This window comes from Micromonospora sp. CA-248260 (genome assembly GCF_050942205.1).
In the GTDB taxonomy this organism is placed as follows: domain Bacteria; phylum Actinomycetota; class Actinomycetes; order Mycobacteriales; family Micromonosporaceae; genus Micromonospora; species Micromonospora antibiotica.
Map to the genome: position 1 here is coordinate 6,934,068 of NZ_CP192021.1, position 21,353 is coordinate 6,955,420.

Here is a 21,353-nt window from a genome sequence, read left to right on the forward strand (position 1 = left end):
CCGCAGCCCGGGAGAAGGCTCGCCTTCTCCCGGGCTGCGGGCTGTCATTCGGCGATCGGGGCCACCATCATCCCGACCGCTCCGCAGGTTTGGGGTGCGTTGGCGAACTGGTCTCCGTCGAGGACGTATAGCATTCCATTCCACCTATGTGTCGACGGAGATGCGCTGGCCTCAGGGGAGGGGCTATCGTCCATCGCCTTCACGCAGGGGTACAGGTGGCGGGGGGCCTCGTCGTCGAAGAGTTCGCTCCACGCTCTACGGCAGGCATCCAGGGGGGACGCGTCGGCGGAGGCAGCAGTATCACCCATGCGCTGCAGCCCAGCCGTGGCGCACATGAAGGCCTCCCCATTCGCAGGGAGGGCCTCCCGGGGAGCGGTGGGCGCGTCGTAACCGCCGATCGCGGCGGTTGCACCACCAGTGAACAGCACGCCTGCCGCCACTGCGCCGGCGATCCCCAACGCCCGTCGGCGGGAGCGTTGTGCGGGCTGCCGCGTGGTGTCGAGGACTGCTGCGAGCATCGCTTCTCCTTGCACACTTGTGGTGAAACCAGACGGATGGTCGGGACGCGCCTCCCGGATCGACTGTTCGGTGTCGTACCGCTTCACTGGAGCCCCCTCGTGTAGGCCGTCAGACTGGTCGTGGACGGCGCCGGTGTGTCCGCTGGTTCCCGCTCGTAGGCGGCCTGGAATCGCCGGCGGGCCCGGTGTAGCCGTACGGCCAGGGTTGCTGTGGAGCAACCCAGCACTCGGGCCGCCTCGCCGCCGCTGAAGTCGTACCAGTACCGCAGCAGCAGCACCTCCCGGTCGCCCTCGGCCAGGACCGCTAAGGCCCGGAGCACATCGGTTCGCTGCGCGGCCTCCGGCCCCAGACGGTCGCCCTCACCTGGAGTGGGCTGGGCATGCAGCCGTGCCTGCAGGGCCACGTCGCCTCCGCGCAGGCGCTGGTGTTGCAGGACCAGCCGCCGGGCCACCCCAAACAGCCAGGGCCGTTCCTGGCCGTCCCTGACCGTTCCCAGCCTCCGCCATGCCACCACGAACACCTCGGCCACGAGGTCCTGGGCGTCATGGACGCCCAGCCGGTAACTGGCGTAGGCCAGGACCGCATCCCCATGCCGCCGGAACATATCGGTCAACCGCTGCCGGTCGGCGGCGGCCCGCTCCGAATCGCGAGTTGGTGCTGTCACATCCGTACTTGTCGCCCCACGACGAATTCCTTACCGATCCCGGGGAACTTTTCCAAGGGCCTCCGCCATACCGCTGACGGCAGGGCTGCCCCGCCAACCAGTCAACTCGCCCGGCTTTGGCGACTGACAGATGCAGGTCTACCTAAAAGACGTCTCGTAACTCGGTGGGCGGTCCATGGTGGATCATGTCGGGGTGCAGGTGATCTCGGCGGCCTACCAGGAGTGGATCTTCCCGTTCACCGGGCTGCAGCCCGTCTAGTTCCTTAGGCTGGTCAGGTTGGTCGCCGAGCGTGGTGGTGACGCGATCGTTGACGGTCGACCTCGCCGACCGGGTTTTGCTAGTCGCCGCGTACTGGCGCACGAACCTGACGATGCGGCAGATCGGACCACTGTTCGGAGTGTCGCACTCCGCCGCCCACGGGGTCATCGACACCCTCGGCCCCTACTCGCCCTCACCCCGGGACGACGGCGTCGGGTCGAGCAGATCACCATCGTCGACGGCACTCTCGTCCCGACCAGGGATCACCGCCTGGCCGCGCCGAGCAAGGACTACCGCTACAGCACGAACCTGCAGGTCGCCATTGACGCCCACACCCGCCTCGTCGTGGCCCTCGGCGATCCACAGCCCGGCAACCGCAACGACACCATTGTCTACAGCACCTCCGGCATCAACCAGAAACTCACCGGGAGGCTCATCATGGCCGACGGCGCTTACCGAGGCAACCCCGAAGTGGTCATCCCGTACCGCAGCGTCACATGATCAAGGCCGTCGACACGGTCGGCGTCAAGGACGACCCGGTGAGCGGCTGGGCCTGTCCCGCTACAGAGACCTTCTGTGCGTGCCGGTTGCGGACGGCCCAGGCCAGGAAGGTCTGGGCCAAGACGCGCAGCCAGGCCGTGCCGGTCAGCCATTCGTCGATGTCGTGCTGACGGCAGCCGGCGAGGGTGGTGCCGTGCTGCCGGAGCCAGTTGACCAGTTCGGCGGCGGCCCTGATCTCGGTCCGGGCGCTGTTGATCTGCTCGTAGGAGGCCGGCTGCTTCCGGCACCGTAGCCGGCGAAGGTGGTGCCAGGTCGCGAAGCTGCGGACGGTCCGCCGGTCCCCTGGGTCGCTGACCCGGGCGGCGATCCGCAGGACCTGGTCCTCCAGCCGGGCGAGTTGTTCGTCGCGGGGCGGCAAGGCGCCGGCGGTGACGAGGGCGGCGCGGATCAGCTGGACGGTGCCGTAGGGCTGCATCCGGTCGAGGATCTCGTGGGTGACCGCTCCATGGCCGGCGGCGAGGTCGAGCAGGGCGCCCTGGGGTGAGGGGTTGCGCAGCCAGTGCATGGCACTCGTCGCGTCGCCGTTCTTCAACACGTCGAGCAGCGGCTCCAGCTCCGGTCGAGTGACTCCGGCCGGGCCGGTGAGCAGAGCGCGGAGGCGGCGGTCGACGGCCCAGTTCGGGCAGAGCCCCACAGCCCACTGACCTGCGTTTGTAAGGTCGTGTGAGGTGCTGTGACCTTCTGTGAACCGCTGAAACCGTCCCACCGGCCTGTCCGCGCTTAGCGTTCCCCGCACACCTCATCGGGCGGCAGGAAGGGACATCATGGGCCTCCGGACCACCGCGCGCGTCGGCAGGGCACTGACCGGCGGAGCCGTCATCAGTGCCCCCGCGCTCCTGCTGTACGGCCTCGGCCGCTCCCAGATGCGATGGCCAACCGGCGACGAGGCGCGGGCGTGGATCGCCCAGCCGCTGACACCGAACTTCCTCGCCATCCTCGCGATCGCCGTCGGATGGGCGATCTGGGCGCTGCTCGCCACCACCATCCTCACCCACCTGCCTGACCGTGTAGGCCGCCGCCTGCGCCGAGTCGCCCCCTTGCGTCTTCCCGGGCCACTGCAAGGGCTGACCGCGGCCCTGCTCGGAGCCACCGCGGTGACCGCCGGTGTCAGCGGCACGGCTCCCGCCGTCCTCGCCGCCACGGCCACAGACTTCCCGGACAGCACCCCACCACCTGCCAGCAGCGACCGCGACGCCCGGACCGCTCATGCCTCAGCGAAGCCGCAGGACGGTGACGCCTCGTCCCGGCGAACCGTCACGGTGCGCCGGGGCGACACCCTGTCCGCGATCGCCGCACGCCGTCTCGATGACGCCGACCGGTGGCGGGACATCTACTCCCTCAACCATGGCGCACGGTTCACCACCGGCAGCCTGACCGACCCCGACCTCATCCAACCCGGCTGGAAACTGCGTCTGCCCACCCCAGCGAACGCTCCCGCCCCACGCCCGTCCTCCAGGCCCCCGCGACCCGCACCTGACACCACGCCGGACAAGGCACCGAACCAACCGGACACGAACAGCCCTTCGACCGCGCCGACCACCACCCCGGCAACACCGATCGCCACCGGCTCCGACGAAGTGTCCGCCGACTGTGACCGGCCCGGGGTGTCCCTCGGCGACCGGGGATGGATCGACGCGGCGTTGGCCGCCATCCTGCTGGCCGCCGGCACTCTCGCCTACGCCCACCGAGGACACCGCCACACCCCGCCGCGCGACCCGTCACCCGGAGCCCTTGGGCACGATCCGCAGCGGCCACCGCTGCCGCCCCTCTTGGCCCACATCCGCCGCGCCCTGCCCCGCCTCACACCCACGTCCACCCCTGCCCCCAGCAGCGGAACCCTCGACCGCCCCTCCCGCCCGACCACACCAACAACCGTTTCTGCGGCGGCCTCCGCCGACCTACCCTTCGTCGACACCGGCCCTGTCTCGACCAGTGCGTCTCGCAGCGACCGACACGGATCCCCGGGTGTGGTCGCGGCCGTCCCCGCTCCTACCGGTCAGGTGGCGTCCGGGGTGTGGCCGGCGGCGGGACGTGGTCTGACCGGACCGGCTGCGTACGCGGCGGCACGCGGTTACCTGGTGTCCGCGCTCGCCACCGGCACGCCAGATCGGCCAGGCCACGTGGTCATCCCGGCCGCGACCCTGGCCATCCTGCTGGAGGACCACACCCACCTCGTCGGGGACCTGCCTCACCTGACCGTCACCAGCAATCTCTCTGACGCGCTGACCGTGGTGGAGGAGCAGATCCTGCACCGCACCCGGATATGCCTCGACTACCAGGTCGACACCATCACCGTCCTGCATGAAGCCCACCCGTCGGCCGAAGCACTGCCCCCGCTGTTGCTCATCGCCGACACCACCGAGGCGCACGAGCGCGCCAGCACCGCCGCGCTGCTCACCCAGGGACAACACCTCGACATCCAGGGCGTCCTGCTCGGTGCCTGGCCCCACGGCGACACACTCGCCGTCGACGTTGACGGAACCACCACAGCCGCCGACAGCGACAGGAGTCAGGAGGCAGACCTGGCGAAGTTTGACCGGCTGACAGTCCTGACCGCCGCGGACACCATCGACCTACTCACGACGCTCACCGACACCCACCCCGGCCCGCACCAGTTCACGGCGCGGAGCCAGTATGCCGATACCCAGGAACCACGAACCATTCCTCCAGTGAGCCGGCCGGAAGCGGACGCCGACCCGCCCACCGGCGACGAAGCCCCACCGGTGCCCGTCGCGACACCTGTGGCCCCGACGAACGCCAACCTCCCGCAGGCCCCATCGCCCGCCGCCGACGGGCAACCGGAGCTCCGTGGCGGGCAGGTGGGAGTACAGATCCTCGGCGGGGCTCAGATCGTGGGCAGAGACACCGGCATGCCGCTGCGGGCGAAGGCCCTCGAACTGCTGGTCTACCTCACCGTGCACGACGGCGAAGCGACCCAGGACGCGATCCTCGACGACCTGCTCCCCGACGCGCCCGCGGCGAAAGCGCCGCACCGGCTGCACACCTACGTCTCCGCGCTGCGCAAGACCCTCACCCGCACCGGCGGCCACGGCACCTACCTCACACACCCCACCCACCGGTACGCCCTCAACCGGCAGCACATCGACACAGACCTGTGGCGCATGCGCGCCGCACTGCGCGACGCCGCCCTCGCCACCGATGACGCCGACCGACTCGACGCGCTGCGCCGCGCCGTAGACGCCTACGGCGGCCCCCTCGCCGACGGCTTCGACTACGAGTGGATCGAAGCCCACCGCGAAGGCATCCGCCGACAGGCACTCGACGCCCACCTGGCCCTGGCCACCACGACACCAGACCCGGACGAGGCCCGCACGGTCCTTCAGGCCGCCATCAGACACGACCCCTACGCCGAACCGTTGTACCAGCAGGCGATGCGGACCCACGCCGCCCTGGGGCACCTCGGCGAAGTCCACGCCCTACGCCAGAGCCTCACCCGCCGCCTGGCCGAGATCGACGCCGAACCGAGCACGGACACCCTCGCCCTCGCCGACCAACTCACCGCCGGCCCACCACCCCACCGGCCCGCAGACCACCCGCGGACCCGAGGCAACGGACCCCAGCGATGACGTCACCTCCCACCCCGCAGGGCCTAGCCGGTTCGTCCGCCACCACCCTGACCAAACCTGCGACACCCGCCACCGGTGGCTGTCCCGACCTCCGCGCCACACCCCCGTCCGGCGACACAACGTCACCCGTCACCGGTCAGGGGCGGGCCGACGTCCGGCCATCCCACGCCGTCCCGGTGACCCGCGACGACCTCGACGCCGAGGTGCTCCAAGCCATTAGGCGCGCGACCCGGACCCGGCAGGCGTTCTACGTCCTGGTCCTGGCCGTGGCCCTCATCGGTCAGGTGACCGGCGCCGCCCAAGCCCTCGGCATTCCGCTGGCCGTCGCCGTCCCCGCCGTCGCCACCCTGGAACTCGGTGGCGTGGTGGTGATGGCCGACGCGGACGTACGCCGCCGGCTCGGCGAGCGGGCACTGGCCTCCCGCCTACTCTCGGCGGCGATCGCCGCCGCGGCGGTGACGTTCAACTGGACCGCCCACCCCGACCACCTCCTCGGCGGCTTCTACGCCGGCATGTCCGCCCTCGGATACCTCGTCTGGCTCATCCACGCCGGCAACCAACGCCGCGACCGGCTCCGCGCCACCGGGAACCTCCCACCCACACCACCGGCCTACGAGATCGTCGGACACTGGATCCGGCATCCCGCCCTCACCCTGCGAGCCCGGGCGATCGCCAAGACAGACGGTCTCGACCTCTACGAATCCCTGAAGGAAGCCCGCACCGCGCTCAGCCGCGAACACCGCAACACCGCGATCGCCCGGCTGCTGCACCGCAAGATCCGCGCGGCCCTGGACCCCACCACCGCCGACATCGCCGTGCGCGTGTACGACCTCGACGAGATTGCCACCCGCCTCACCGCCACCGCCGACTACCACGGGCTGACCACACTCCTCGCCACGGACCTCACCCCAGAACGCATCGTCGCGGCCAACGCTGCTGGCCGCCGCCGTCGCTGGCACCGTCGAAACGACTACACCGAGATGACGAGGGCAGCCCAGCCCCTCGCGTATCCGCCAACCGCCTCCGCCCCGCCCGCAGCGCACATGCCGGCGGACGACGGATGGGAGCCGCAGCCGGAGAGGGATCCCGAGCCCGCCCCTCACAACGAGCAACACCCGCCTGATGTACGCCACGACGGTGTTCCGCCACCATCGTCCGCACCGCCGGACGAACCGGCTGCCGTGCCCCCGGAAGATCGCAACGAGACCGGTACAGACGTCGCCGGCGGTGAGGGGGAATCCGAGGCTCCTCGGGGAACCGCAGAGGCAGTGGCCTACTGGCTGCGCAGAGAACCGAACATGGACCCCGAGCTGCTTGCCGAGAAGGTCGGCAAATCGCTGCGTTCGGTCTATCGACACCTGCCAGCGGACTACCCCCGACGACCGGGAATCGCAAGAGACCGGACGCGACAACACCCCCGCCCCGTGCGGCGTGCCGGCCAGCACGAGTGACGCCTGCCGAAGTGACATCCATCGGCGATACAACGCAAAAAGGGACCGGCTTCCTCCTCGAAGCTCAGGGGTGGGCTGGGCGGCCGCCCGCTCAGCCCACCCCTGATGATCTACGGAGGCCGCTCCGCACCCGTATCGTGGCAACCGTGCCTGCGTCCGACCCCGGTGCGGTCACCCCGGCCATCGGGGGGTGAGGGCGATGCGAGGCGTGCGGTGCCCGTCCGGGGAAGCCTGCGGGGCGTCCGGGCTCAGGCGACGCCGGCAGGATTGTCCGACTACAGGCTGGCGATCAGCGGCTGTGTCTCGGAGTCGAGGCTGTACCCGGCTTCCCAGGGGAACAGGCCTTGCTGGTCGGGCCACACCATCTGCTGCAGGCGGACGCGAGCGCGGCCGTAGCGGGCGATCGCCATCCCCGGTAGCAGGTCGTCGGTGGGTGGGCCGTCGATGATGATGGCGTCGTAGCCGGCGATGAGGTCGCGGATGCGCTGGCCGTGGGTGAACCGTTCGGCTCTGTCGTAGACCCGGCGGGCGAGTTCGTTGAGCAGGCTGTGGGCGATCTCGGGGGACAGCCCGGCGGCGATCAGCTCCGGATGGTCGTGGGCGGTGAGCCCGACGGTGTAGGTGAACGGGGCGGTGCCAGGGTCGTCCTCGGTGGGCAGCACGTGCGTGACGGCCCAGCCGGTGGTATTGATGAGGTGATCCTGGCGTCGGAGGACGTCGTCGATGCTCGGCATGTGCTGTCTCCTGATCATTCGGGGGTACGGGTGGAGTCGCGGTCGGGCGGTTCGATTTCGACGAAGCCCCAGAGCCGTTGCATGACCTGCAGTTGCCAGGTGCGGTAGCGGTCGGCGAAGCCGCGGCAGACCGCGGGTGGGATCGGGCTGCCGGCGTACGGCAGGGTGGAATGGCAGATGATGTAGCCGGCGTTCCCGCAGGCCTCGGTCACCATCTGTTTCAGGCGGCCCGACTCGAGGTGCATCGGGTTGCCGGGTCTGAAAATGCAGGTGGCGCACTCGCGGGCGAGCAGCCGGGTTTTGCCGAGGTCCGGGTCGCCAACGGTGAGGCGGGCCGACGGGTCGGCATCTGGTTCTTCTGGTAGGTGGGTGGGGTTGTCCATCGTTGATTCCTTGTCGTCGGGTGGTCGGCCTTGCGATCCCCGTGGACGGGTACGCCGCGGGGCGGGGCCCGTGGCGCTGCGACAGCCGTAGATGTCGCAGCGCTGCGGCGCGGGATGCGGACTGGTCCACCGCCCGGCCGGGCACGCACCGGCGGTGTTCAGGCCTGGGTGAGGGCGGTGACGGCGGCGTCGGCGATCGCTGTGATGGCCTCGACCGGGTCGGTGACGGTCAGCGTGGTGGCGTGGGTGAAGGTGTTTCCCCAGACCTCGTCGGGGTTGACCGGTTCGCCGTCGGTGGGTGGGTCGGCGGGGTGGAGCCACAGCACGGCGCAGCCGGCGCGGTGCAGGGTGGTGATGAGTTGTTGGCCGGCGGGGATGTCGTCGAGGTAGCCGTCGGAGACGACGGCGAGCATCCGCAGGGTGCGGCCGTGGCGCAGGTCGAGGAGTTGGTCGGCGACCTTGACCGCTTCGGGGAAGGTGGCGGTCGCGAAGTCGGTGCGCATGTGCAGCACCTGCTGGGGGTAGGTGCGTGGGGGTATCAGGACGGTGGTGCGGTCGCCGAAGCCGATGGTGGTGGTCGTGGCGTCGGCGCGGTGTGCGGCGTGGGCGAAGATCCACGCGGCGGAGGACATCGCCTGCGTGTAGCGGTCCATCGATCCGGACAGGTCGACCAGGATCGCCAGGTGCAGGCGGGGTTTCTCCGGTGGCAGTGGGGCGCGTTGCTGCCACGGGGCGGCCGTGGGTAGTTGCCCGGCGGCGGTTTGCGCGTCGGCGGTGATGGCGTGGCGGGTGCGCAGCCGCCCGGGTGGGATCGCCGAGGGCCGCCGGCCGGGTTCGGGGTGGCGGGTGCGGGCCTGTCGTAGCCGGTTGGCGAGGTCGCGGGCCGCGCGGTGTTCCTGCTCGGTCGGGTCCCGCCGGTCCCACTCTGCTGGTGGGCTGTGCCGGTGGGCCAGCATCGCCGCGGCGTATGCGGCCGGGGTGACGCCGGCGGCGACGGCGAGGTAGTCGACGAGGGCCGCGGCGAGGCGGCCGGGGAACAAGCCCGGGTCCGGTTCGGGGGTGTCGTGCTGCTGGTCGGGGTCGATGTCGAGGACCTGACACCACCGCCGGGCCAGGGTGATCATGGTGTCGGCGTCGGTGTCGTCGCAGGTGTGCGCCTCCCGCCAGATGTCGCGTAGCTGTCGTAGGCGTGTGCGGCCGAGGACGCCGGTGACGGCGGCCCGGACGGGGCGGACGTCCTTACTCGTGACGATGCGGGCGTCGACGCGGGCCAGGAGCAGGGCGGCGAGTTGCCCGGCGTGCCACGCGTCGTCGACGGCCGCGTCGTCGGGGTCGAGGAGGGTCGTCACGACGTGGCGCAGCCATCGGCGGTCGCCGCGGCGGCGGGCGCGTTGGCGTCCTTCGGCCCGGGATTCCTCCAGCATGTCGGCGACGGCGGCGAGGATCGGCGGGGTGCCGGCTGGGGTGTTCCAGTGGCTGTGCGCGGCGTGCGCGGCGCCGTGCACGAGCAGCCCGTAGCCGGTGGGCACGAGGCGCTTGTGCCGTGGCTTGGCCGGGTCGGTGATGCCGGGGTTGTCGGCGATGTAGGTGGCGTCGACCTCGATGCGGTTGAGGTCGGGGTAGAAGCACTCGGGCGCGTCGCCGGCGGCGCCGGGGGCGACCAGGACGGTGAGGTCGGTGCGGCCGGTCAGCAGCGGGACGTGCTGGGTCCACGCCGCGGACCAGGCGTGCCAGTCGCTGGCGCCGGCCGCCGGCGGCGGTGCGCCCTGCCGGAGGTGGGTGCTGGGGTGTGACACGGGGTTGGCTCCTTCCAGAACGGGGTCAGCGCTTGCCGAGGGCGAGCGCGGTGATCGGGGTGCCGGTGTGTCGGGACAGGGCGGCGGTGACGTCGTCGCGGGCGTCTTCGGGGGCGATGCCGGCCAGGTTGGCCAGGGCGGCGGTCATGCCCAGGTGGTCGCGGACCTTCACGAAGCCGAGCAGCTCGCGGAGCTGCGGCGCCCACACCGTCTTGCCGGCGGCGAGGTCGGCGTTGAGGTCGATCGCGGCGGCCACGACCTGTTTGGGGACGCCGAGTTGGCGGGCGAGGTCCCAGTCGGTGGTGACGTGCAAGTGCACGGTGAACCGGGAGGCCAAGGCCTCGGTGAGGACCGCGCCGTGTACGCCCGGGTTGTGGCCGGCGACGATGTAGAACCCGTCGACGGCTTCCACGGTCTCGTTGCTGTTGGCGGGGATGGTGATGACGCCGCGGCCGTCCATGGCCGGGTACAGCACGGCCAGGACGCGGGGCGGGATGAGGGTGGCGTCGTCGACCAGCAGCACCCGCCCCTGGCGCATCGCGGTGACGAGGGGTCCGTAGACGAACTCGTAGCCGCCGCCGAGGATCGGGGTGTAGGAGCCGAGGAAGTCGTCGACGACGGTGTCGCCGGTGCCGGCGACGGTCAGCAGGTTAGGAAACGCCGCCTCGACCATGGCGGTCTTGCCGGTGCCGGGCGGCCCATACAGCAGCACGGGCACCTGCTGGGTGCGCAGCCGTCGCAGTTCCTCGACGTCCCAGCCCCTGCCGAGCCGCCGCGGGTGGTACAGCGTCCCGTTCGGTCGCGGTACCGGCGCGGGCCGCGACTGCCGCCCACCGCCGCTGGAGCGGGTGCGGGGTGCGGCGGGTGGGAGGGTGCCGGCGGCGTCGATGCCGGCCGGGGTGATCTGGAAGCGGTGGTGCGGGTCGCGATGGTGGGTGGCGTGCCCGGCGGCGGCCATCTTCCTCAGCGCCCCGAACACCGCCCCGGACGACGGTGCGCCGATCGCCTGGGTGATCTCGCCGACCTTGAGAATCTGGTCGGGGTGGTCGGCCAGGTGCAGAGCGACCTTGCGGTAGAGGTAGCCGGACCGGCCGGAGCCCGCATCGCCGGTGGGAGTGCCGGCGCCGCCGGGCGGGGCCGGGTCGTTCTGCGGTGCCCCGGCCGGCGGGTGTGGTGTGGTCATGGGGTTGCCTCGATTCAAGGGGTTGGGCCCGCGCACCCGTCTCCGGGTGCGCGGGCGGTGGGTACCGCACAGCGGAGACGGGCGGGGCCAACCACTACCGGCCCGCATCGGGCCGGGCAGGTGGGCGACCACACCCCGGTGGTGCTGAAGGGTCACGGCGACACGTCAGGTCGCCGCTGGTGCGTACTGGTCGGTGTCGTGGCCGCGCGGGCGGTGTCGACGCCGACGATGGAACCTCCGCCACCCTGATCGATCAAGTCGAATGGGTGTGGCGGGTGCGGGAGTACGGGTGCGCCGGCTGACTACCCGCGCACGGTGAAGGCCGGGAGTGATGCTGTCGGCCTGGTCGTGGTCAGTCGGCGCAGCCCCGTTCGCAGCCCTGCGGGTCGCACTGCTGTCCCTCGGCCATCCGGGCCAGGGCCGCCCTGGTCTCGCCGTCGAGGTCGTCGAGGAACGGCCAGCCGAACCCGTCGGCGAACGCCTTCACCTTGGGCGCCCCGTACATCGGGTAACCGACGTGGTCCATCGTCGCCGCGATGTCGTCGCAGCCGAGAAGCCAGGCGAGTTCGCCGAGCTTGTCCACCGACCGGCTCGCCGAGTTACCGCGGTGGTCGAGGATCTTCCCGATGGCGAATCGCAGGTAGTCCCGGGCGTAGGTCTCGTGGTCGACCCGCCGGGTCCACGCCTCGGAGTGTCGGGGGGTGATGACCTGGCGGGCGTGGTCGAGGTCGAGGGCCTCCACGAGCACCTCCTCCCGGAAACCGAAGATGTCCTCGCGGTTGGCCCGCAGAGCCCAGACGCGGGTGACGATTTCCTCTTGGGTACGGATGGTCACGGGGGTTCCTTTCTGTTGGTCTCATCTGTCGTGGTGGTGTCGGGTGTCGCCGCCGCAGCCGGGGCGGTTTTCGGCGACGCGGCGGGGCTCGGCCGGGACGCGGCCTATGCCTGGTCGGGGTCGGGCAGGTCGCCGATGATCCGGTCGCAGGCGTACGGGTCGACGGCCTCCCAGCACCAGGTGCGGCCCATCACCACGTACCGGCCGTCGCCGTCGGGGGTGATGCGGTCGACGGCGTCCGGGTCGTCGGCCATGGCGCGTTGGTCGGCGATGATGACGTCGCCGTCGAAGGACAGGTCGGCCAGCGCTTCGTCGACCCGCCGGTCCAGCTCGTCGGCCGGCACTCCCTGCTCGCGGAGGCTGTCGCGGTGCTGGTCGCGGTGGCGCTGCTGGTCGGCGACGATCGCCTCGGCCACCGGGCGGGTGCAGGAGAACACCGCCCACCCGTTCCAGAAGTCGATCAGGGTGCCGACGAACCCGACCGCGATCCGGTCGTCACCGTCCGGGCCGGTGATCCGCGCCCAGTCGCCTGCGAACACACCGACGCCGCCGACCCGGACCCGATCGGGGTGCAGGTGGGACACATCGGCGCCGGTGGGGCTGGCCGCGAGGCGACACCGTTCGGCCACGCGGTCGGTGACGGCGGTGTCGAAGGCGTCGCGGTAGACGGTCATCGCCTCGTCGCGCTGCGGGGTACGCAGTCCGAACCAGGCGGAGACGTCGCCGGTGGCGTCGGCGAACAACTCCCACCCGATGGTGTCGACGGACTCTCCGGCTGAGGTGAAGTGGGGCAGGGTGTCGAGGACGGCGGGGTCGCCGTCCTCGACACCGGCCAGGATCCGACGCGCGGCCAGGCGGGTGTCACCGCCGGCCCGGGCGCCGATGGTGTCCTGCGCCCACCATTCGGCGGCGGTGCGTCCGGCCTCGGTGCCTGCGGCGCGCATTTGCTTCAGCGCGGTGGCCCATCCGGTGGCCTCGTCGACCAGTCCACCGGTTGACGGCCCGGTGGTGGTGGCCGGTGCGATCCGGTCGCCGGTATCGAGGCACATCGCGAGGGTCGAGCCGCTGTCCCAGGTGACCTCGACGGTGTGGTGCCGCTGGTCGTGACGGTGGACGGTGCCGGTGTCACCGGGCCGCAGCCGGGTGTGGGGGTCGTCGGTGTGGACCAGGGTGACGCGCTGGCCGGGCTGGTAGTTCATGGTGTGCTCCGATCAGTGAGTGGACAGGACAGACCGCCGGAAGGCGACGGCCTCGGGGTGGGCGTGCTCATGGGGTGCCGCCTGTCGTGCCACCCGTCGGGGGCTGCGGCGGCCAGGGCTTGCGGACGAGGTGGTCGCCGAACATCGGGTCGGTGGCGATCGAGGAGCCGCAGCGGGTGCAGCTGGTGACGGTGTCGTAGCCGTAGCCGGCCATGGACGGCACCTCGACGTGGTCGATCTCGTCGACCGCGCCGCAGACGGTGCACACCGTCATCTCCGGTCCGCCGCCGTCGTCGGCGGGTTCGGTGACGAACAGTTCCTCGACAGGGTCGAGGTGGTGGGCGCTGTGCCGCAGCCAGCGGCCGTGGACCGTCGCCTCGTACACCACCAGCCGCCGCTGGTCGAGGTGCAGCAGGTACATCCACTCGACGACCCCGTCGAGGTCCTCGCGGAGCGATCCCTGCCGGACCGCGCCGTATTCGGTCGGGTAGCCCAGTCCCGGTACGGGCGGCAGCCGGTCCCACCGCCGACGCTTGGGGTTGACGGCGAGGGTCCACCAGTCGTGGGCCAGCAGCGCGACGCCCATGGCGTCGGTGTCACGGCCGAACGTGTCGGTCCAGATCCGGCGCAGCACCGGCACCAGGGTCTCCGGAGCCTCACCGAACTGGAGACGGCGGGCGGTGTACCTGCCGCGTAACGCGGCGACACCGATCAACGTGGGGGTACTCATGTGCCTTTTCCTCCTCAGGAATGTGGATGGGGTCGCGGTGGTCGCCCCGGGGCGGGACGATCACCGAGCTGTGGTCGACCGCGGCACCGCGCCGGTATCCGCGATCGGGGTCCTACGGGGAGACGCGGTGTTCGCCACCGCGCGGGATTCCTTCGTGCCGAGCGTTTCCGCCGGGGACGCGGAGCCGCCCCGGTGCGGGCGGGTCTGTCGGTGGTCGGCACTACCGTGCGGGGCATGGCGGCACCCATGAGGCGCGCGAAGCACATCGCGGCCGCCCTGCGGGGGACCTACCTGCAGGGCCACGTGATTCGGCCGGAGATCGGCGAGACGTTCGTGGTGAGCGGGGTGGATCCCGCGCACCTGCTCGAGGCGTGGCAGGCCGCTCACGCGGCCATGCCGGTGACCGGCCGGTGGCCTGTCTTCACGTTGCCGGGCGAGCTACACCACGGGCCGTCCGCCGCGGAGATCGCCGAGCTGCGCCGGGCGGCGCAGACCCTGGATCCGTGGCCGGTGTTCACGCGGTACCGCGTCGACGAGCCACGGCACCATGCCGACGTGGAGCGCTACGTGGGGGCCTTCCTGGGCGATGAGATGGTCACCCCGGCGATGGAGCAGCTGGGGCTACCGACCACCGCGAAGGCGCTGGCCCGGTGGACCTACGACACTCTTCTCGCCCATCCGCACCTCGCCGCCCGGGTGGTCCGCGGCTACGAGCACCTCATCGGCACCCGGCAGTGGCACACGTTCTCCGAGGTGGAGTTGGTGCTTCTGCCGACGACGTCGCAGTGGCTGGCTCCCGCCTGGGTGCAGTACTTCGGCACACCCTGCGAGAACGGCGTCGCGGCGTGGGCGGCGGCGATGCGGCAGTGGGAGCAGCGGTGGGGCGCCGCCCTCATCGCCGCCTGGGGCACCATGCTGCAGTTCACCGCGCAACGCCAGCCCCCACCCGGCCCGCAGGCATGGGAACTCGCCGGACAGCTGATGGCCGTCGGCGGCAGCCTGCAGTGCCAACAGTGGCAACTCGCGATCGCCCTCACCCACAGCGACGCCTGGTTCCTACACGACCGCCCCTGAACGGTGTCGGTGGTCTTGCTCCCTTCGGCCTGGCGGCCAATGCACTCCGGGTTCGTGGACGGCCAGGGTTGCGAATGGGCGGTCGCCTCGTGACGCTGGCTGTTGCTGGCTGGGTGCCTCAGGTTGGTTTAATCACTCGGTCGCGGGGAGATAGCGCAGCTGACCCTCTCTGGGGATCAGGTACCCGATGCTGTGGTGTGTGGGTGGATTGGCGGCGAAGGTGGCGGCGTCGATCTGGCCGGAGACCTCGTTGCCGATGAGACCTAGGCGGAAGTCGACTGCGGTGTAGACCCGAGCGCCCAGGTCAGCCAGCCAGTCGTCGATCGGTCTGCGCCAGGCCAGGGAGGCCGAGTTTTGATCGGGATCGCCGGCCATGTGCTCGTGGGAGCGTGGGTCTGCCCGGCCCAGGGCACCCAGCGGCAGATAGAAGTCGAGCCAGTCGGGGCCGTTGTCCTCGCGGACGGCCACGACGCCGCAGACCATCGGTGCGCCGTTGGGCAGCCGTACCACGCCGTACAAGTGGCTGGACCGCTCCAGCGATGCCAGGGTGCAGGGAACAACCTCTTGGTCGGCCGCTGGAGTCCAGCGGCTGCCGTAGCAGCCCTCGACCCCGGCGGCCGACCACAGGACGCCAAGCGCGGCCTCCAGCCGTACGTCGCTGGTGTCGCCCAGTTCGAGTGCCAGTTCGTAGAAGCCGCCGCACCAATTGTCGGCGAGGGTGAAGTCTGCGGACTCGATCACCTGACGATCATCCATCCGCTCCAGCAAGCCGGGTACCCCCATTCGGCAGTGACACGGTCACCGCGGGCAGCCGCTATACACGCAGGCGATCCTGTCCTCCTGCCCGCTGTCCGGCCGTGCTCTCTCACCGGGCAGGGGGAAGCGGAGCGTTCCGTGCGGCCATGAAGGGCACCGGATCCACCGCGCCTTGAGGGCCGGGGTCGCCATGGTGGTGCACCTCGTAGTGAAGGTGCGGGCCGGAACTGTGGCCGGTGGAGCCGACGACGCCGATCGGTTGGCCGACGGCGACCTGTTGCCCGACCGTCACCATCGGCGGCTGGTCCATGTGGCAGTAGCGGGTGAGTAGGCCGGCGGCGTGGTCAATGTCGACGTACCAGCCGCAGCCTGCGGTGAGGATCGGGTCACCGTCGCGGTCACACCCCCACTCCGCTCCGGTGTTGGCGTGGACGGCGTTGCAGCGCACGGTGCGCACGGTGCCGGCGGACGCCGCGCGGATGAGGGTGCCGCGTGGGGCGCTCAGGTCGACGCCGTCGTGGCCCGGCCGGCCCGAGGTGCGGAACCCGGATCCGAGCGGGGCGAGCACGGGCTGGGTCCACGGGCCGACGGCAGCGTCGCACGCGGCCAGGCTTGCAGTGGGTTGGCCGGTGGTGTCGGTGATCGCGGTGACGAGGTCGGTGGCCGGGGTCTCCCAGGTGGCGTAGGCGTCGGGGTAGGCGCTGATCTGCACGGCCTGGGCGGCGTCGGTGAGCGGCATCGCCTGCCAGCCGCTGATGGTGACCAGCTTGCCGAAGAACCTCTCCGTCGCGGAGACGGGATCCCGGAGTTGGGCCGGGGTGCCCCAGCCCTGGCTGGGACGCTGCTGGAACAGGCCGACCGAGTCCCGGTCACCGCCGGGCAGGTTGCGCAGGGTGCTTTCCTGCATGGCGGTGGCGACCGCGATCACCCATCCACGGGCCGGCACGGCGAGTCGGACGCCGGTGGTGACGATCGCGGCGGCGTTGCCGACCTGGTCGCTGTCCCAGCCACCGATCGCCGGCCACCCGCCCGGCGGCACGGAGGGCGACGTCAACGGCGACGAGGCGGCGGAAGACGCGGCCACGGGGACGCATCCGGCAGCGGCGTTACCGCCGAGGAGGAATCCACCGAGACCGCCGGCGCAGAGGATGAACACGATGGTGAGCGCCACCGTCAACGACACCAGGGATCGAAGTGTCATCCGCGCCTGCGGCGACCGGCGGTGAGGCGGCGGGTCCGGTGCGGACGCCAGCGGACGGCCCGAGCGGTCCCGGATTCCCGCCGGCCCACAGGGAGCGCGGGACAGGTCCTTCCGGGTCGTTCCCGCAGGTCCGCGTCACGGTCCGGGATACCTGCCCGAAAGCCCGGACCTCGGGGTACGAGGGGTGAGCGGTGGAGGGAGCGGGCGGGCGGCGGCGCAGCGACGTCGCCGGTGTCGACGTGGCGGGTTGCTCCCACGGTGATCTCCTTGCGTTGGCGGGATGCGGGCGCGCCGGCGGCCCGGCCGCCCGTGATGGGCGGTCGGATCACCGGCGGGGCGGGTGGCTGGGTGTTGGTTCAGCGGGCGAGGACGGCGACCTTCTCGCCGTGCAGCAGTGGTGCGCCGTCGGGTCCCTTGATGTGGGCGTGGATCCAGATCCGGTACGCCTGGCCGTGTCGGTCGGTCAGGCGGCGCCAGTGGCCGCGGACGACGAACCGGACCCGGTAGCGCCACCTTGCGGGTCCGTCGCCGGGTTCGGTCAGGCCGGAGGTGCGCCGCAGCATGACCACGCGGGTGTCGTGGACGATCGATGCGCGTACGGCGCGGCGGCGGGCGGCCCGGTCCAGCGGTGCCGGGGTGGCGACGGCGATGGGTTGGGCTTGGATGCGCCAGAAGGCGTAGGCGATCGCGGCGCACACATGCGTGCGGGCGGTGGCGTCGGTGATGACGTACCGGCCGTCGGGCGCGGTCTCCCAGTCCCGGTCGGGTTCCTCCACATCCCGTGGATCGAGGGCGGGCACGGGTTGTGCGATGGGCAGCACGTTGACGTCGGTGAGCACGTACGGGCCGAGCCGTGACAGCAGGGTGGGGTCCTGCCGGGCGTAGGTCTGGATGCGGGCGGCGTGGGGGTCGTCGGGGTCGTCGCGGTGGGCCCAGCCGCAGATCAGCCAGGAGCGCCCACGCGGGGAGGTGATGGTGGTCCAGGTGAGCGCGGCGATGCCGCTGACCCGGCCTACCAGGGTGCGGTGGTAGATGGGTTCGGGAAGGAACAGCACGCCCGCGTCGGTGGGGGCGGCGTCGGCGGTGAGCAGGTCGCCGGTGAGGTCGAGGGCGTCGGCTCCGGCGGCGACGACGGCGGTCATGGCGGGGGCGATCACGTAGGCCTCGCCGTGGGCCCACACAGCGCTGTTCGCCCGGTTCAGCATGTGGATGAGCTTGTGGTTCGGGTCCGTCCCGCCGGCGTTGTCAGGCGGAGTCAGGGCTGCCCAGCGGGTCTCGACGAACGCCTTGTGGTACTCGTGGCCGGCGATGCTGGCGCAGTACTCGTGCATGCGGGTCTTCATCGCGACGGCGGCACGCGCGTAGCCGGGAAGCGTGGATTCGGTGCGCAGGTTCATGCGTCCTCCTGGATGGGTCTGGGCGTCGTAGGCCGTACAGGTGTGGGCTGGGGATCACGCGGCGTGGGCGGCGGTGAGCGTCGCGCCGGGGATACGGCGCGGCAGCCGCTGCGGGATCCGTGACCGCAGGTGTGTGGCGGTGGCGGCGAGTCCGGCGGTGAACCAGCCGACGAAACCGCTGGCCGCGCGCCGCTGGGGTGCCTGTGGGCGGCTGGTGACCGCCGGCAGCGGCGGTGACGGTGCGGCTCGGGCGGTGCGCATCGCGTGTTGTGCCTGCCTGGCGGCGACGCACGGGCCAGTGCCCTGGTCGGCGCACCGCAGGTTGACGCACCGGTTGTCGGGTCCGGGTTGGTGGGCGGTGAGGACGTCGACGGCCAGCCGCCACAGCAGCCGGTCGGTGACATCGTCGGGTACCAGGGCGCGGCGGGACGGGCGGCTCCGGTCGGACATGGCGGACGACCTTCCTTCGGATTCGGGCGGGGGTCATCGCCCGACCGAGGTCGGCGGTGTCGTGCCTGATGAACGGTGCAGACGATGACCAAACTGATCGACGCTTATCTCTGCATGAAGGTCAAGTCGTTCGCTTCGGGGTGGATCGGCCGGTGGTGTAGACGAGGCGTGTCAGCCCGGCGCGGATGGTGGGGGCGTTGTCGTGGCCGACGTGGTCGTCGACGCGGACTGCGGGACGCGGTGTGTTGCGCCGCCGGGTGATCTGGTAACTGCGGCGGTCGACGTCGACGGCGTCGATCCGGCGGATCTCGTGCATCTCGTCGGCGGCGATGCGCACGTCCTCGTAGCGGATGCCCCAGGCCAGCAGCCGGATTCCGGGGGTGGGATCGGCGAGCAGGTCGGCGATGAGGCAGGTGTCGACGCAGGTCGCCAGGGTGGGTCGGCCGACCGGGCGGTCGGCGTGCAGCGTGTGGGCGAGGTCGGGCAGGAAGTCCACGAGTCCGGCGCGGTAGCGGCCCAGGCGGCGGTCGTCGAGCGGGAGGTGGGCGACGCGCATCTGGCGTCGTGTGCCGCTCGCCGCTGAGGGGGCGGGCCGGTCCTGGGCGAGCAGCAGCAGGGGCGGCTGGCCCCAGCCCTGGAGGTCGGCGTCGGCCTCGACGTCCAGCAGGCATCCGGTGAGGGTGCGGACGGCGTTGAAGGTCATCACGGTGATCGGCTCCTTGACGCGTGCGAGCCCCGCAGACCGACCGGCCTGCGGGGCTCACCTTGGTGGCAGAAGGACTTCCTGTGGGGCGGGTGCGGGCGCGTTACCGCAGGTCGCGGTAGCGGGTGCCGCCGCCTGGAGCCGGGGTGCGGCCCGGGTCGTGGGCGTGCGGGCCGCCGCGGGCGCGTTTGGCCAGGTACATGGCCTGGTCCGCGGCATGCAGGAGGTCGCGGGGCAGCATGTGCGGCTCGGCGGCGGCGTAGCCGACGCTGACGGTGAGCGCGACCTGTTGACCCGCGATGTCGTACAGGCTGTCCGAGACGCACCGGTGAGCGGCCAGAGCGGCTGCCTCGACCTCGGCGTCGTGGCCGTGAACGACGAGGGCGAACTCGTCGCCGGACAGATGCGCGGCCAGGACCACCGCCGGTCCGAGGGCGACGAGACGCCGGCCGACCGCGTACAGCAGGTCGTTGCCCGCCTCGTGGCCGTGGGTGTCGTTGACCTGCTTGAACCGGTCGAGGTCGATCAGGACGAGCCCGAGCGGCTCCCCGAGCGAGAACATGGCCTCGAGGACGGTGCGGAGCGCACGTCGGTTCGGCAGGTCACTGGTGTCGCTGTGGGTGGCCAGGTGGCGCCAGTGGGACCGGTCCTGTTCACGGTCGTCCAGCGTCCGCCGCTGGTGGTCGATGATTCGCCGCTGCCGCATGAGCGGCAACACGGCGGCGGCGAGTCCGGCGAGCACACCGCCGGTCGCTGTCAGGTAGGGGTACAGGTGAGACACTCGGCATCACTCCTTGTTGGTGAAGGAGCACCGGGGTGGGCGTGGTTCCGCCAAGTTCGACGCCCACCCCGGGCTACCAGGGGTGTGGGATCAGCGGTTGGTCTGCGGGGCGAGTTGGAAGGCCGCAGGCCTCTCGACGACCTGGACCGCCAGACCGTCGGCGACGAGCTTGTGCACGGCGTTGACGACCGCGCCCGCGCTGGCTTTCGCCGCGCCGCTGCCCGCGTTCGCCTCGTCGATGGCCTTACACAGCTCGCTGGTCCGCAACGGCTGGTCGGGATGGGCTTCCAACACGTCGCGGATCGCGCCGCGCAGGCTGCCCTTGGACCGGCGTGGGCTTCCGCCGGTCGACGCGCTCGCGGTCTCGGCTGGCCCGTCGGCCACACCTGCTGTCTCGCTGCCCACCGGGTCGTCGCAGGCCTGCCCGGGCTCCGCCCCACCGACGGTCTCGGCGGCGACCCCGTCCTCGGCATCGCCTGGGGGGCCGTCGCCGTCGGTTGCGGTCGCGGCCTGTTCGCTGCCGCCGGTGTCCGGCTGGGGTGGCGCGTCCTGCGGCGACGGCTGGTCCGCACCGGCGTGCGGTGTCGGTGATGGCACCCCGGCAGGAGGGGTGCCGGTCGTCTCGTCTCCCGGTCCCGCCGCGACCGCGGTACCCGCGCCCTGATCTGGCGGTGCGGGGGGCTCGTGCGGATTGTCGGGCTCGGGGTGGTCGGTGCCGGTCGTGCTGGCCGGCGGGCCGCCGTGGTCGTCGCGTCCTGCCGGGTTGGTGGGCTGCCGCCAGAGCGTGCGTCCGTCGTCGGCGCGGAACGTCTCCGCCTGCCCGGCTTCCTCCAGCAGTCGCAGGCGTTTGGTGGCGGTGGAGTAGCCCACCCCGGCTCGCTGGGCGATCGCGGCGGCGGTGTCCTCGTCGAGTGCCGCCAGAGCGGCGGCGACCCTGTCGAGCGCGCTCGGCGGTGTGGTCTGCTCCGGTTCGCTGTCCATCGTGTCCTCCTCGTTGGTTAGGTGCGTTACGTGGTGGTGTGGCGTGCACTGATGCACGCTTCGACAGCGCCCGTGATCAAGTGCGGTGACCGGATCTCGGGACGCCGCC

20 protein-coding genes and 1 pseudogene are annotated in these 21,353 nt (G+C 71.5%); 4 read left to right on the top strand and 17 right to left on the bottom strand.

What is annotated here, in order from left to right:
• Nucleotides 1-44 precede the first annotated feature (44 nt).
• Together ACQP2H_RS30165 and ACQP2H_RS30170 are read right to left on the bottom strand one after the other, a co-directional pair.
• A complete protein-coding gene (locus tag ACQP2H_RS30165; RefSeq protein WP_363817570.1) occupies nt 45-605 on the bottom strand; it encodes a hypothetical protein in 561 nt (186 codons plus the stop codon).
• Nucleotides 602-1,123, bottom strand: a complete 522-nt coding sequence (locus ACQP2H_RS30170) for an RNA polymerase sigma factor (protein ID WP_363818238.1) — start codon at nt 1,121-1,123, stop codon at nt 602-604. Before ACQP2H_RS30170 ends, ACQP2H_RS30165 begins: the two co-directional genes overlap by 4 nt.
• 253 nt (nt 1,124-1,376) lie before the next feature.
• On the opposite strand from ACQP2H_RS30170, the pseudogene ACQP2H_RS30175 reads away from it, so the two are divergent.
• Nucleotides 1,377-1,931, top strand: a pseudogene (locus tag ACQP2H_RS30175) (transposase family protein); the annotation flags it as partial.
• A 4-nt stretch (nt 1,932-1,935) separates the two neighbouring features.
• Here the strand turns inward: ACQP2H_RS30175 and ACQP2H_RS30180 are convergent.
• Complete coding sequence (locus ACQP2H_RS30180; protein WP_433229845.1) at nt 1,936-2,637, bottom strand: hypothetical protein; 702 nt, start codon at nt 2,635-2,637, stop codon at nt 1,936-1,938.
• Between the two features lie 130 nt (nt 2,638-2,767).
• On the opposite strand from ACQP2H_RS30180, the gene ACQP2H_RS30185 reads away from it, so the two are divergent.
• Together ACQP2H_RS30185 and ACQP2H_RS30190 are read left to right on the top strand one after the other, a co-directional pair.
• Nucleotides 2,768-5,590 (top strand): BTAD domain-containing putative transcriptional regulator, encoded by a 2,823-nt coding sequence (locus tag ACQP2H_RS30185; protein WP_433229848.1) that lies wholly within the window; start codon nt 2,768-2,770, stop codon nt 5,588-5,590.
• A gap of 176 nt (nt 5,591-5,766) precedes the next feature.
• Nucleotides 5,767-7,041, top strand: coding sequence for a hypothetical protein (locus tag ACQP2H_RS30190; protein ID WP_363817562.1), 1,275 nt, complete (start codon nt 5,767-5,769; stop codon nt 7,039-7,041).
• Between the two features lie 275 nt (nt 7,042-7,316).
• On the opposite strand, the gene ACQP2H_RS30195 is transcribed toward ACQP2H_RS30190, so the two are convergent.
• From ACQP2H_RS30195 to ACQP2H_RS30225, 7 genes are all read right to left on the bottom strand, one after another.
• Nucleotides 7,317-7,775, bottom strand: a complete 459-nt coding sequence (locus tag ACQP2H_RS30195) for a DUF4262 domain-containing protein (protein ID WP_363817559.1) — start codon at nt 7,773-7,775, stop codon at nt 7,317-7,319.
• 14 nt (nt 7,776-7,789) lie between these two features.
• On the bottom strand, nt 7,790-8,158 hold the full coding sequence (locus ACQP2H_RS30200) for a hypothetical protein (protein WP_433229851.1): 369 nt from the start codon (nt 8,156-8,158) through the stop codon (nt 7,790-7,792).
• A 158-nt stretch (nt 8,159-8,316) separates the two neighbouring features.
• Nucleotides 8,317-9,954 carry a VWA domain-containing protein gene (locus ACQP2H_RS30205; RefSeq protein WP_433229854.1) on the bottom strand — a complete coding sequence of 546 codons (1,638 nt, stop codon included), beginning with the start codon at nt 9,952-9,954 and terminating at the stop codon, nt 8,317-8,319.
• 25 nt (nt 9,955-9,979) lie between these two features.
• Nucleotides 9,980-11,137, bottom strand: coding sequence for an AAA family ATPase (locus tag ACQP2H_RS30210; protein ID WP_433229857.1), 1,158 nt, complete (start codon nt 11,135-11,137; stop codon nt 9,980-9,982).
• A gap of 352 nt (nt 11,138-11,489) precedes the next feature.
• Nucleotides 11,490-11,972 carry a hypothetical protein gene (locus tag ACQP2H_RS30215; RefSeq protein ID WP_433229859.1) on the bottom strand — a complete coding sequence of 161 codons (483 nt, stop codon included), beginning with the start codon at nt 11,970-11,972 and terminating at the stop codon, nt 11,490-11,492.
• A gap of 104 nt (nt 11,973-12,076) precedes the next feature.
• Nucleotides 12,077-13,171: a DUF4314 domain-containing protein gene (locus ACQP2H_RS30220; RefSeq protein WP_433229862.1), complete on the bottom strand. Its 1,095-nt coding sequence runs from the start codon at nt 13,169-13,171 to the stop codon at nt 12,077-12,079.
• Between the two features lie 67 nt (nt 13,172-13,238).
• Entirely contained in the window at nt 13,239-13,901 is a 663-nt protein-coding gene (locus tag ACQP2H_RS30225; RefSeq protein ID WP_433229864.1) for a hypothetical protein, read from the bottom strand.
• 234 nt (nt 13,902-14,135) lie between these two features.
• On the opposite strand from ACQP2H_RS30225, the gene ACQP2H_RS30230 reads away from it, so the two are divergent.
• Complete coding sequence (locus ACQP2H_RS30230; RefSeq protein ID WP_433229867.1) at nt 14,136-14,975, top strand: DUF4253 domain-containing protein; 840 nt, start codon at nt 14,136-14,138, stop codon at nt 14,973-14,975.
• 132 nt (nt 14,976-15,107) lie between these two features.
• Here the strand turns inward: ACQP2H_RS30230 and ACQP2H_RS30235 are convergent, their stop codons facing one another.
• The 7 genes from ACQP2H_RS30235 to ACQP2H_RS30265 form a co-directional block, all read right to left on the bottom strand.
• A complete protein-coding gene (locus tag ACQP2H_RS30235; RefSeq protein WP_433229870.1) occupies nt 15,108-15,743 on the bottom strand; it encodes a hypothetical protein in 636 nt (211 codons plus the stop codon).
• 97 nt (nt 15,744-15,840) lie between these two features.
• Complete coding sequence (locus tag ACQP2H_RS30240) at nt 15,841-16,932, bottom strand: M23 family metallopeptidase (RefSeq protein WP_433229873.1); 1,092 nt, start codon at nt 16,930-16,932, stop codon at nt 15,841-15,843.
• Between the two features lie 356 nt (nt 16,933-17,288).
• Nucleotides 17,289-18,329, bottom strand: a complete 1,041-nt coding sequence (locus ACQP2H_RS30245) for a hypothetical protein (protein WP_433229875.1) — start codon at nt 18,327-18,329, stop codon at nt 17,289-17,291.
• Nucleotides 18,330-18,383: 54 nt separating this feature from the next.
• The gene (locus tag ACQP2H_RS30250) at nt 18,384-18,779 is read right to left on the bottom strand and encodes a hypothetical protein (RefSeq protein ID WP_433229878.1); all 396 of its coding nucleotides are present in this window, start codon (nt 18,777-18,779) and stop codon (nt 18,384-18,386) included.
• A gap of 121 nt (nt 18,780-18,900) precedes the next feature.
• Nucleotides 18,901-19,482: a hypothetical protein gene (locus ACQP2H_RS30255; protein ID WP_433229881.1), complete on the bottom strand. Its 582-nt coding sequence runs from the start codon at nt 19,480-19,482 to the stop codon at nt 18,901-18,903.
• A 103-nt stretch (nt 19,483-19,585) separates the two neighbouring features.
• On the bottom strand, nt 19,586-20,263 hold the full coding sequence (locus ACQP2H_RS30260) for a GGDEF domain-containing protein (protein ID WP_433229883.1): 678 nt from the start codon (nt 20,261-20,263) through the stop codon (nt 19,586-19,588).
• Nucleotides 20,264-20,353: 90 nt separating this feature from the next.
• Nucleotides 20,354-21,244 (bottom strand): hypothetical protein, encoded by an 891-nt coding sequence (locus ACQP2H_RS30265; protein WP_433229886.1) that lies wholly within the window; start codon nt 21,242-21,244, stop codon nt 20,354-20,356.
• Nucleotides 21,245-21,353: the final 109 nt, after the last annotated feature.